Origin of the sequence: Streptomyces sp. NPDC048352 (genome assembly GCF_040651895.1) — a bacterium.
Lineage (GTDB): Bacteria > Actinomycetota > Actinomycetes > Streptomycetales > Streptomycetaceae > Streptomyces.
The window spans coordinates 1-11,941 of the sequence record NZ_JBEZKZ010000058.1 but is presented as its reverse complement, the minus strand read 5'-3'; the positions used below and the strand labels follow the sequence as shown (position 1 = coordinate 11,941).

Below are 11,941 nucleotides of genomic sequence, written 5' to 3'. Positions count from 1 at the left end.
GACAACCGTGGTGGCGGCTTCCGTCGCGATGACCGTCCGTCCGGTGGTTTCAACCGTGACGACCGCGGTGGCGACCGTGGTGGCTTCCGCCGCGACGACCGTCCCTCCGGTGGCTTCCGCTCCGGCGGCGCCGGCGACCGCCCCTACGGCCGTCGTGACGACAACCGCCCGTCCGGTTCGACCGGCTCCTTCGGCGGCCGTCGTGACGACAAGCCCCGCTGGAAGCGCAACGGCTGACGCCTGAGCGCCGCCTGACGAGGACTCGGCCCCCACAGCACTCCGGTGCGGTGGGGGCCGAGCCCATTTCCGGCCGTTTCGCCCCTCCCGCGCCGGTTGGCGGGAAACCGCCGGGGCCACACCCGGCGATACCCGATCGGTCAGCAGCCCCTCTCCGGCTATGCTCTGGGGTGAGCACGTGGAGGGCCATTAGCTCAATTGGCAGAGCAGCGGACTTTTAATCCGTTGGTTGTCGGTTCGAGTCCGACATGGCCTACCGCTCGCAGGCGCCCCATCCGAATACTCCGGGTGGGGCGCTTCGCTGTTCCCGGGACCGCCGGTGGCTTGATGCGGGTGCTGCTCCCGGCGCCGGGATTATTCGGTTCTTAGGCCTCTGACCTGCGGTGATGTTGGTTCGTGGGGGTGTGGGCGGGTTAATTGGCGGGAGCCGTCCCCCGGATGACGTAGAGTTGGGTTTACCGACGCGGGGTGGAGCAGCTCGGTAGCTCGCTGGGCTCATAACCCAGAGGTCGCAGGTTCAAATCCTGTCCCCGCTACTCAGTACGAAGGCCCGGTTCCCCTGTGGAACCGGGCCTTCGTCGTGTCCGGACCTTTTACGCGGCGCCCCCGCGGGCGGTGCCCGTACGCGGGCCGCCGTCACCCCTTCGGCCCGGCCCGCTCGCCGAAGGGGGGCGTCCGGCGCCAGCCTTGAGGCTCGGGGCGCGACCGGGCGGCAGGAGAGCAGCGTGGCGGGGCTGGGCCGGCAGGACGGCGACGGCGGCGCGGACGGCACCGCCCGGCGGGTGGTGCGGACCATGCCGGTCCTGCTGATCCTGCTCGGACTGGTCTTCGACCTGGCGACCCCGCCCAGTTTCACGGGTTCCCCCTTCTTCACCGCCGCCCCGCTCATCGCGGCGCCCCTCTACGCCTTCCGGGCCACCGCGCTGACCGGGATCGCCTCCTCGCTGACCGTCGTCGGCCTGCACCTCCACAACGGCACCAGCGCCAAGGTGGAGGCCCTGACCGAGCTGGTGACGGTGGTGACCGTCTCGGCGCTGGCGCTGCTGATCAACCGGGTCGTACGGCGCAGCGGCGAGCGGCTCGCCTCGGCGCGCGGGATCGCCGAAGCCGCGCAGCGGGCCGTGCTGCCGACCCCGGCCGAGCGGATCGCCGGGCTGCGCGTCCACGCCCGGTACGAGGCCGCGCAGGCCGATGCGTTCATCGGCGGGGACCTCTACGCCGTCCAGGACACCCCGTACGGCGTGCGGCTCGCGGTCGGCGACGTCCGGGGCAAGGGGCTGGGTGCCGTCGAGGCCGTCGCGGTGGTGCTGGGGGCCTTCCGGGAGGCGGCGGAGACCGAGCCGACCCTGGAGGGGCTCGCGCAGCGCCTGGAGCGGGCGCTGGTCCGGGAGGGCGCGAGGCGGGGCAGCCTGGACGCGGTGGAGGGGTTCACCACGTGCGTGCTCGGGGAGGTCCCGCCGGGCGCCGAACGGCTCCGGCTGCTCAACCGGGGTCACCCGGAGCCGCTGCTGCTGCACGCGGACGGGCGCGTGGCGGTACTCGCCCCGGCCGAGCCGGCGCTGCCGCTGGGCCTGGGCGAGCTGGCGGCCGACGGGGCGGGCCGGCCCGAGGAGCGGCCCTTCCCGGCGGGCAGCACGCTGCTGCTGTACACCGACGGGCTGAGCGAGGCGCGGAACGGGTCGGGGGCCTTCTACGATCCGGCGGCCCGGCTGCGGGGACGCGTCTTCGCGGGGCCGGAGGAGCTGCTCGGGGCGCTCAGCGACGACGTACGGCGGCACACGGGCGGCGCGGCGACGGACGACATGGCGCTGCTCGCGGTGGGCCGGGCGGGGGAGGGGCGGCCGGGGCGCCGGCGGACCGTTCCGGCGGCGCACCACGACGGCCTGTGAGTCGCCGTGCGTAGCGAAGCCGGTGCGCTCGGTCAGGCAGGTGACGGTGTGTCATTTGGTCGGTGTGGCTGAAGTGAGGGGGGTGGCGTGGGCGGATTGACCCGAGTTGGGCGCCGGTGGGGCCAATGCGCTGGCCAAAGCTGTTCAGGGCGTGGCTGATTGGCGTTAACGATCAATCGCATCAGCTTGGAATCACACCTCCCCGTAGATTACCTTTCGATAACGCAGCGCGGTCGTCCCAGCCGTCGCAACGACGGCACCCGTTTGCGTTCTCGCCCATGAGGAGTGTGCCCCGGTGGCCTCCAACTCGCCTGCCCCTGAAGGCATCGACGTCCAGGAGACGCCCACCGCCGGAGCCTGGGGCGAGTGGAACCCCACGGAGGACTCCGCCCGCCCGGTCCGCGGCAAGCACCGCGTCCTCAAGCCGCGCGGCGGACTCGCCCGCAGCTCGACCGTGCTCGGCGTCGGCGTGATCGCGGCGGTCGGCGCGGGCGGCATCGCCACCGCCCAGGACCGGCCCCAGGTCGCCATATCCATGCCCTCCATGCCGGATCTGCTGGGCGGGGGCGGGAACTCCGGCGGCGGCGAGGTGCACACCGCCGCCGCAGCCGACTCCGCTGCGGGCGCCGGGGGCGGGGCCGCGACCGCGGACCTGCCGCGGCAGGCCGACGCGGGCGAGGCGCTGCGCCACCGCATCCTCCAGCAGGCCGAGTCGCAGCAGGACGCCGTCGACGCCCAGGTCCGGGCCGACGCGGAACGGTCCGCGCGCGAGAGCGCCGCCCAGGAGGCCCGGACCCAGCGGGAGGCGGCCGACAAGGAGGCCGAGCAGGCGCGCGCCGCCGCCGAGCAGGCCGCCGCGGAGAAGGCCGCCGCGGACAAGGCGGCCGCCGAGCAGACCGCGGCCAAGGCCGCTTCGGGGGCGGGCCCGGCGTCGGGTACGGGCACGAGGGCCGCCGGCGGTTACTTCCTGCCGACCTCCTCCTACACCCTCACCTCGCACTACGGCGTCTCCGGCTCCATGTGGTCCTCCGGCTACCACACCGGCCTCGACTTCGCCGCCCCCACCGGCACCCCGGTCAAGGCCGTGGGCGGCGGGAAGGTCATCTCCGCCGGCTGGTCGGGCGCCTACGGGTACCGGATCGTGCTCCAGCTCGACGACGGTACGGAGGTCTGGTACTGCCACCTGTCCTCGATGTCCGTGACCTCCGGCTCCGTGGGCGCCGGCGAGACCATCGGCCGGGTCGGCGCGACTGGCAACGTCACCGGTGCGCACCTCCACCTCGAGGTGCGCAAGGGCGGCTCGACGGTCGACCCGCTGGCCTGGCTGGGCTCGAAGGGCCTCGACGTCTGAGACGACCGGGCGACTACGGCCCCCCCCTTCAGGTCGGGGAGGCCGACAGCTCCGGCTTCCTGGCAGCCGGTACGGGGACCCGCGCGGGCGGCGCGGCCGACGGGCTCCAGCGCGGTGGGGGCAGCAGCTCCTCCAGTACGGCGGCCCGGGTCAGCGCGGGCGCGGCCGTCGCGCGGCGGTGCCAGAGCCGGTGCAGCAACTCGCGCTCCCGCTCGGCGAATTCCGGGTCCCTGTCGCCCGGGCCGGAGCGGCGGGCGTGGCGGCGCAGCAGGGCGAGGGCGGCGGCGTCCGCCGCGTACCGGGACACCGCGCGGGCGGCGGGGCGGCCTCCGCTGCGGCGGGCCAGGACGCGGGCCAGTGAGCGGGCCGGCATCGAAGCCAGGGCCGGCACCTCCGCCGGACCGAGCCAGCCCGCTGCGGAGTACACCGACAGCTCCGCGGACACGGCCCGCAGCCGCCGGCGCCGTATCCGCACGGCCAGCCCCAGCAGCAGGGCGAACGCCGGGACCATCACGCAGCCGTAGACCGCGTAGAACCCGTACTTCCCGAAATGCGAGGAGCCGTTCCACAGCGCGTGCGCGCCCATGGCCGACGCCAGGCCCAGCAGCGGCAGCCCGGTCCGGCGCGTGCGGCGGACCGCGAGCGCGGCTGCGCCGAAGCCGAGGCCGGTCAGCACCGTGAAGAGGGGGTGCGCGAACGGAGAGAGCACGACCCGTACGAAGAACGTCGCCGCCGTCACCGAGTCCAGGGCCCGGGTGCCGTGGGCCAGGTCCTCCTCGAAGGCGTTGCCCAGGTAGAGGACGTTCTCGGTGAAGGCGAAGCCGGTGGCGGTGAACCCGGCGAACACGAGCCCGTCGGCGGCGTCCCTGAACTGCCGTCTCCGGAAGAGGAAGACGAGGAGCAGGGCCGCCGCCTTGGCGGTCTCCTCGACGACCGGGGCGACGGCCACCGAGCCGAGCCGGTCGGCGGCCAAGGGGTCGGTGGAGGCCGCGGCCATCCACTCCGTGGCGAAGCTGTTGGCCAGTATCGCGATCAGCGCCGCGGTGCAGGCCCCCCAGCCGAAGCAGAACAGCAACGTCCGCCAGGGGCCCGGGGCGGCCCGGCCGAGCCACCGGAACACCGCCATCAGCGGCGGCACCGGCAGCAGGGCCAGCCCGAGGCCCACGAAGAAGCCGGCCGTGCCGGTCTGCTGCCGCACGAGTTCCAGGATGGCGGCCCCGGTGGCGGTGAGCAGCGTGACGAGCACGCACATGCGGGCCGTGCCCGACGTGCGTGCGAGCACACGGGAGAGCGCTCGGTACACATGATGACCCTACCGAGCGGGTCGGACACTCGGAGTGACGTTTGTCAGTTCTTGGGGCCGGGTTCGAGTGCCGGCCCGGTGCGGCGCGTGAAGAGGAGGTCGTGGACGACGTGGCCCTTGTCCAGTCCCTGGCCCTCGAAGCGGGTGAGCGGGCGGAACTCGGGGCGGGGCGCGTAGCCGCCGTCGGGCTGCGTGTTCTCGAACGCCGGGTGCGCGGTGAGCACTTCGAGCATCTGCTCGGCGTAGTCCTCCCAGTCCGTCGCGCAGTGCAGCAGCGCGCCGGGCGCCAGGCGGGTGGCGGCCAGGTCCAGGAACTCGGGCTGGATCAGGCGGCGCTTGTGGTGGCGGGCCTTGGGCCACGGGTCCGGGAAGTACACGCGCATCCCGGCGAGGGAGGCGGGCGGGAGCATTTCGCGCAGCAGGATGATCGCGTCGCCGTTCGCCACGCGGACGTTGGTGAGCCCGTTGCGCTCGGCGAGGGCGAGGAGGTTGCCCTGGCCGGGGGTGTGCACGTCGGCGGCGAGGATGCCGGTGGAGGGGTCCGCGGCGGCCATCTGGGCGGTGGCCTCGCCCATGCCGAAGCCGATCTCCAGGACGACGGGGAGGCCGCCGAACAGCTGGTCGAGGTCGATGACCTCGTGGCCGTCGATGTCGAGGCCCCAGGTGCCCCACAGCCGCTTCAGCGCCTCGCCCTGGCCGGTGGTGACCCGGCTGCGGCGCGGCTGGAAGCTGCGGATCCGGCGCTCGTGGTGGGAGCCGGCGGGGTCGGGCGCGGGGCCGTCGGGAAAACGCGGCTCGGTGCGCCACTTGGGCGGCGAGTACGGCGCCGCGGGGGCCTCCGGCGGACCGTCGGGGAGGCTGGGCTGGGGGTTCAGGGGCTCAGACACAATGCGGGGATTCTACGCGGTGACCCTGCCCTGGCCGTTGCCCTGGCCGTTGCCCTGGCCGGGCGGGGTGTGGCTCGCCGGTGTCCCGGTGGGCCGGTGGTGGCCCGTGGGGCGGGGGGTGGGTGGCGGGGTGTCGTGGGCCGGGGTCGGGGACGGGGTGGGGTGTCGTCCGGGGACGGGCTTCGATGTTCGGCGCCTGTTCCGGATCCCGTGGGGAAGCGGTGCCTCGCGCCGAATTCATCTCGTTTTAGTCCCGGACGACACCCCACCCCGCCCCCGACCCCTCCGGTGAGTGCCCACGTCCCCGCCTTGTGGGCATGACCCCGCCTGGCCGGCACAACCAGCCTCGTCGGTGTTTGAGGCGCGGGGTCTGGGGCGGAGGGGGCTCAGGGGAGGTGTCGGAGGGCTCGGGTGGCGATTTCGCGGCCGATCGGGAGCGACGCGGTCGCCGCGGGCGAGGGGGCGTTGAGGACGTGCACCGTCCGCGGCGCCTCCCGGATGAGGAAGTCGTCGACCAGGGTGCCGTCCCGCAGGACCGCCTGGGCGCGGACCCCCGCCGCCGCAGGGGTGAGGTCCGCCTCGGTGACGGCCGGCAGCAGGCGGCGTACGGCCTCCGTGAAGGCCCGCTTCGACAGGGAGCGGTGGACCTCCCCCGCTCCGTACCTCCAGTGCCGCGCGGCCATCCGCCAGGATCCCGGCCAGGCCAGTTCCGTGGCGATGTCCCGGGGGCGGACCGTGCCCCAGCCGTAGCCCTCGCGGGCCAGCGCGGGGACGGCGTTCGGGCCGACGTGGACCCCGCCGCCGATGCCTCGGGTGAGGTGGACGCCGAGGAAGGGGAACGCCGGGTCGGGCACCGGGTAGACCAGGCCGCGGACCAGTTCCGGGCGGGCCAGGTCGTGGTACTCACCCCGGAAGGGGATGATCCGCATGCCCGGGTCGTCACCGGCCAGGCGGGCGACCCGGTCGCACTGGAGGCCCGCGCAGTTCACCAGGACGCGGGCGCGGAAGACGAGGCCCGAGGTGGTGCGGACCGCCACCGCGGAGGGGCGGCGGGAGATCAGGTCCACCTCCGCGCCGTAGACGGTCTCCGCACCGGAGGATTCGGCGAGCTGCTCCGTGACCCGGCCGTAGTCCACGATGCCGGTGGTGGCGACGTGGATCGCCGCGAGGCCGCGGACCTCCGGCTCGTACTCCGCGATCTGGGCCGGTCCCAGCTCGCGCACCGGGATGCCGTTCTCCCTGCCGCGCTGGACGAGGGAGTGCAGGCGCGGCAGCTCGGAGCGGTCGGTGGCGACGATCAGCTTGCCCGTCACCTCGTGCGCGATGCCGTGCTCGGCGCAGAACTTGACCATGTCGGCGGCCCCGCGCACCGCGTAGCGCGCCTTGAGGGATCCCGGGCGGTAGTAGATGCCGCTGTGGATCACCCCGCTGTTGCGCCCCGTCTGGTGCCGGGCCGGGCCGGCCTCCTTCTCCAGCACGGTCACCCGGGTCCCCGGGGCAAGGCGCGACAGGGCATGCGCGGTCGACAAGCCGACGATCCCGCCACCGATCACCAGCACGTCGCAGTCCACGCTGACACCTCCCACCCCTGCATACTGCACCCCGCCACCGACAACGGGGCTACGCGGGTGTCACCAGCAGCGGCCGGGCGCGCTCGCGCAGCTCCGCCACGCGGGGCTCGTCGCCGTACGGTTCCAGCCGGTGCAGCAGGTCCCGTACGTACTCGTTCGTCCGCGCCGAGGAGATCCGGCCCGCCACCTCCACGGCCCGGGTGCCGGCCGCGCAGGCCGCGTCGAGGTTGCCGGACTCCAGCTCCGCGACCGCGCTCACCACCAGGCGCAGGCCGTGCGAGCGCACGTACTCCTCGGTGGGGCGCGACAGCGCCTGCTCGGTGAAGCGGCGGACCTGGCGGGGGAGTTTGAGATCCCGGTAGCATTCCGCCGCATCCGCCGCGAAACGGTCGTACGAGTAGAAACCGAGCCAGGTCGGATCGGGATCGCCCTCGCGGGAGCGTTCCAGCCAGGCCTCGGACGCCCGCAGCGCCGCCCCGGCGGCCGCCGAGTCGCCCGCCTTCGCGTGGGCCCGCGCCTCGACCAGGCGGAAGAAGCTCATCGTGCGGGCGGTGGCGAGCCCCCGGTTGCGTTCGACGGCGGCCTGGGCGAGGTCCACGCCCTCGTCGGGGAAGTCCCGGTAGGTCGCCTGGAGGGACATCGAGGCCAGCACGTACCCGCCGAGGGGGACGTCGGCGGCCGCGCGGGCCAGCCGCAGCGCCTGGATGTAGTAGCGCTGCGCGGCCTCCTGCTGGCCGGTGTCGAAGGCCATCCAGCCGGCCAGCCGGGTCAGTTCGGCCGTCGCCCCGAAGAGCGCGCGGCCCACCTCGTCGGAGTAGGAGCCGAGCAGCAGCGGCGCCGCGTCCACCCGCAGGCACTCGGGCACCATCGAGGAACGCCAGTCCCCGCCCCCGTACTTGGAGTCCCAGCGCCGGGCGTCCTCGGCGGCCTCGCGCAGCTTGGCCACGTCGCTGTGGCCCACGCGCTGCGGAGCGGCCGCGGGCGGCGGCGGGAGCGGCGGCGGGGGCGCGGTTTCGGGTCCGGGCTGGGAGGGCACAACGCCCTGAGCGGGGGTTTCCGGCGTCCGTCGCGGCGGGGCGGCGGCGGTGGAGGCCCGCACCGGAGCGGGCTCGCGGACCGCACCCGGCGCGGGACCGGCTGCGGCGGCCGGGGCTGCGGGGGCCGTCCGGGGCGTGGTGTCCGGGGCGCCGGAGGGGCCCGGTTCGCGGGCCACGGAGCTGTCGGCCGGAGATATCAGCCACCGCGAGGCGGGCGTCGCGTACGCCGACACCGAGAACGAACCGGCGAGCGACTGCCAGATCCCGCCACCGCCGCGCCGCCCGGCGAGGTCCAGCCGGTAGAGGTCGGTCGCCGAGCGCACCGCCGCCCCGATGTCGCGCGGGAAGGCCAACCCGACCTCCGGCGCGGGATCGGCGTCCGCCAGCCCGATCTCGTGCAGCGGGACCGGACGGCCCAGCTTCGCCCCGATGGCGGCGGCGATCAGGTGCGGCGCCGCGCCCTGCGGCACCATCCCCTTGGACACCCACCGCGCCACCGACGTCTTGTCGTACCGGAGCGTCAGACCGCGCTGCGCGCCCAGGTCGTTGACCCGCCGGGCCAGCCCCGCGTTGCTGATGCCCGCGAGGGCGAGGACGGCGCCGAGCTTCTCGTTGGGCTCCCGGAGCTCCCTGGACATGCGCCACCCCTCGTCACACGCGGAACGCAGACGCCGCCGGGGCATAGGCGCCCGGCATTTCGTAAACCCAGCGTAGTTCCCCGCCTCCCAAGCGTTAAGGCCCCGACTTCCGTATGGCGGGATTGTTGTCCGTATGCACAGTCGGCGCGGGGGGCGTGCCCCGGGCGCACGTGTCAGCTCGTGCTCCGGCCGTGTGGCCGTGCGCCCGGCCGTGCGCTCTGGCCGCTCCCGGGACCCGGCGATTCGATGTGCGGTGCGTGGGTCGGCCCGCCGCTGGATCCGGCGGGCCGGGGGATGCCGCTGCCCCAATCCCCGCGGGTGGCGGAACGGTCCGGGAGGTGGGAGACGCCTCCCGGGCCGCGCCCGCCGCCCCTCCGGGCTCCCCGCGCGGAGGCCCGTACGGGCCCTCAGTACGGCCGAAGAATGGCCGAAACCGACCTATGGGGCGGTGGGAACGGAACGCCAAATACCGTGTGGCTCAGGCGTGTTCGTTTACATGTGCGCCCCCCGAAGCCACTCCCGCACGCCCTTCTCGTGGCAGCATGGACCCCGAGCCACCCGGGGTCCCGCCGGCCGCGCCCTCCGAGCACCCAGGCATGCCGACGCACGGTGTCCGTGCCGTTCCGGCCGTCCGTTGCCCCGGTCATGTGCCCACGGGCTGGGGGAGGCGGCGGTGCGCTGGTTGGTCGGGTGGAGCAGTATCGCCGCGAGCTTCGGCACGGCAGGACGGGTCCCCTCTGGCCCCGGCTCCCACGACTCCCCCGGCGCTTCCTACGGCCGCCCGCCGCACGCCGGCCCGCCGCAGCACGGCGGCATCGCGGACGCCGCCCACGCCGACGACCCCTCCGCCCGGGACGCCGAACGCACCGTCCACCCCGTCGGCGCCCAGCTCCTGTGGGGCGACCCCGACCCCCTGTGGGCCGTCGGCGACTGGCGCCCGGACGAGGTCCGCACCGTCACCGCCGACCCCGCCGACCCCTTCACCCGCCTCGCCGTACTCGGCTGCTGCGGCGCCACCGACGACGAACTGCGCCGCGCCCTCTACGCCGCCCGCGGCGGCGCACTGCGCCACCTCACCCAGTGGCCCGGCAGCTACACCGCCGTCGTCCAGGCCGGGCGCCGCATCACCGTCCTCGGCGACCTCGCGGGCGCCCGGCCCGTCTTCTACACCCCCTGGGCGGGCGGGACCGCGTACGCCACCGCCGCACTCCCGCTCGCCGACCTCATCGAGGCGCAGCTCGACGTGGGCCACCTCGCCGCCCTGCTCGCCTGCCCCGACAGCCCCGAGGCACTGGGCGACGGCACACCGTACGCCGGCGTCCGGCGCATCCCGCCCGGCCACACGCTGATCCTGCGCGAGGGCTCCCGGGAGATCACCGGGTACGAGCCGGTGGCCTCCCTCGCCGTGGCCGCCCCCGAGGCCGACGCCGAGCGGGCGGTGGAGGGCGTGCGCGAAGCACTGGTCGACGCGGTGCGCGCCCGGCTCACGGCTCCGCGGCATGCCCCCGACACCCTGGTTCCCGACCCCGGCCCCGTCCCCGGCATGGGCCCCGCCGACCGGCGTGCCGCCCGCGGCGCCCCCGCACCGGGCGTTGGCGCCGACCTCTCCGGCGGCACCGCCTCCGCCACGCTGGCCCTCCTCGCCGCCGGCCTGCCGGGCGCCCCCGGAACCCTCCCCGGCTCCGGCTCGCGGCTCCTCGCCGTCACCTTCAACGACCTCGCCACCCCGCAGGGCCGCGAGGGCGAACTCGAACGCGCCCACGCCCTCGCCGCCGACCCCCGGCTGCACCACGTCGTCGTCGCCGCCGCCGAGGAAGCCCTCCCGTACGCGGAACTCGACGGCCCCCTCACCGACGAACCCGGCCCCTCCCTCGTCTTCGCCGCCCGCGAACGCCGCCGACTGGCGGCCGGTTCCGCCGACCACTTCACCGGACACGGAGCCCGCCGGGTCCTCGACGCGCACCCCGCCCGCATGGCCGACCTCCTCATGGACCGCAGGCGCCGCCACCTGCTGCGCCCCGTCGCCGCCCTCGCCCGCTCGGCGCCCGCGGACCCCCTGCTGGTCCCGTTCTCCGTCTACACGGCCGCCCGCCGCCTCGCCCGTACGCCGTACCGTGCGGGCATGGAGGCCGCGGCGGCCCGGCTCCGCGAGGGCGGTGCCGCCCTCGCCGCCGCCGCCTCGGGGCCGGTCGACGCCTCGCTGGCGGCCCTGACCTGGTCCCGGCCGGGCCCGGCCGCGGGCTGGCTCACCGGCGAAGCACTGGCGGAAGTATCGATCCGTCTGCGGGCCGCCGCCGGACGCCCCCCGCTCTCGCTGCGGCCCGGCGAGGCCCGCGCCCGCGCGCTGCTGGCCCGCCACGCCGCCGACCACCGGGTCTTCGAGCAGGCGGTGGAGGTACGCAGCCAGCGCCTGCACGCGCCGTTCCTCGACAACCAGGTCGTACGGGCCGCGCGGGCCCTGCCGGAGTCCCTGCGGGTGCAGCCCGGGGCCCGCGCCGAGATCCTGCGCAGCGTCCTGGCCTCCGCCGGGGTGCGCGAACTCCCGCCCGGCTGGGGCGCCACCGCCCACGCCCCGAACGAGACCGCCACCCGCCTGGGACTGCGGGCCGCCCTCACCTCGCTGCTGGCCCTCTTCGCGACGCCGCTCCTCGGGGACGCCGGCCTGGTCGACGCCCGCGTCGTGCAACAGGCCCTGATCGACGCCGCCGAGGGCCGGCCCGTCCCCCTCGACGGGCTCGCGGAACTCGTCTCGATGGAGCTGTGGCTCCGCCGCCTCCTGGCGCGCCGGGGCACCTGCTGGACCGGCACCTCCACCCCCCGCCGCCGCGCCGTCCCGCCCCTGGACACCCCCCTCTCCCGCCTGGCCCCCCGCCCCCTCACGGCGGGCCGCTAGCCCGACCCAGCCCCGCCGCCGTGCGAGCCCGGACCCCCAAGCGGCGGGGGACGGCGCGGACGCGGCCCCATGCGGCCTGGGGCGCGGGGCGCGGCGCCATGCGGCCCGGCGCACGGCCGCAGCGCCGGCCTTGCC

General features: G+C 75.6%; 7 protein-coding genes, 2 tRNA genes and 1 pseudogene. 6 read left to right on the top strand and 4 right to left on the bottom strand.

The window, feature by feature from the left end; genetic code table 11:
• From AB0D45_RS25285 to AB0D45_RS25265, 5 genes and pseudogenes are all read left to right on the top strand, one after another.
• Positions 1 to 237: pseudogene (locus tag AB0D45_RS25285) on the top strand (RNA helicase); the annotation flags it as partial.
• Between the two features lie 183 nt (positions 238 to 420).
• Positions 421 to 493 (top strand) — tRNA-Lys (locus AB0D45_RS25280).
• Positions 494 to 699: 206 nt separating this feature from the next.
• Positions 700 to 773, top strand: a tRNA-Met gene (locus AB0D45_RS25275).
• A gap of 189 nt (positions 774 to 962) precedes the next feature.
• Positions 963 to 2,126 carry a PP2C family protein-serine/threonine phosphatase gene (locus AB0D45_RS25270; RefSeq protein ID WP_362462914.1) on the top strand — a complete coding sequence of 388 codons (1,164 nt, stop codon included), beginning with the start codon at positions 963 to 965 and terminating at the stop codon, positions 2,124 to 2,126.
• Positions 2,127 to 2,451: 325 nt separating this feature from the next.
• Positions 2,452 to 3,477, top strand: a complete 1,026-nt coding sequence (locus AB0D45_RS25265) for a M23 family metallopeptidase (protein WP_362462969.1) — start codon at positions 2,452 to 2,454, stop codon at positions 3,475 to 3,477.
• A 28-nt stretch (positions 3,478 to 3,505) separates the two neighbouring features.
• Here AB0D45_RS25265 and AB0D45_RS25260 read toward each other — a convergent pair whose 3' ends face one another.
• From AB0D45_RS25260 to AB0D45_RS25245, 4 genes are all read right to left on the bottom strand, one after another.
• Entirely contained in the window at positions 3,506 to 4,729 is a 1,224-nt protein-coding gene (locus tag AB0D45_RS25260; protein ID WP_362462966.1) for a PrsW family intramembrane metalloprotease, read from the bottom strand.
• A 95-nt stretch (positions 4,730 to 4,824) separates the two neighbouring features.
• Positions 4,825 to 5,667 (bottom strand): tRNA (guanosine(46)-N7)-methyltransferase TrmB, encoded by an 843-nt coding sequence (gene trmB / locus AB0D45_RS25255; protein WP_362462911.1) that lies wholly within the window; start codon positions 5,665 to 5,667, stop codon positions 4,825 to 4,827.
• Positions 5,668 to 6,053: 386 nt separating this feature from the next.
• The gene (gene lhgO / locus AB0D45_RS25250) at positions 6,054 to 7,268 is read right to left on the bottom strand and encodes an L-2-hydroxyglutarate oxidase (RefSeq protein ID WP_362462908.1); all 1,215 of its coding nucleotides are present in this window, start codon (positions 7,266 to 7,268) and stop codon (positions 6,054 to 6,056) included.
• Between the two features lie 19 nt (positions 7,269 to 7,287).
• Positions 7,288 to 8,913, bottom strand: coding sequence for a sporulation protein (locus tag AB0D45_RS25245; protein ID WP_362462905.1), 1,626 nt, complete (start codon positions 8,911 to 8,913; stop codon positions 7,288 to 7,290).
• 673 nt (positions 8,914 to 9,586) lie between these two features.
• On the opposite strand from AB0D45_RS25245, the gene AB0D45_RS25240 reads away from it, so the two are divergent.
• A complete protein-coding gene (locus AB0D45_RS25240; protein WP_362462902.1) occupies positions 9,587 to 11,806 on the top strand; it encodes an asparagine synthase-related protein in 2,220 nt (739 codons plus the stop codon).
• Positions 11,807 to 11,941 lie beyond the last annotated feature (135 nt).

Coding starts and splice junctions, on each gene's coding strand:
- AB0D45_RS25260 (WP_362462966.1), bottom strand. CDS start 4,729: ATGTGCGTGCTCGTCACGCTGCTCACCGCCACCGGGGCCGCCATCCTG.
- AB0D45_RS25245 (WP_362462905.1), bottom strand. CDS start 8,913: ATGTCCAGGGAGCTCCGGGAGCCCAACGAGAAGCTCGGCGCCGTCCTC.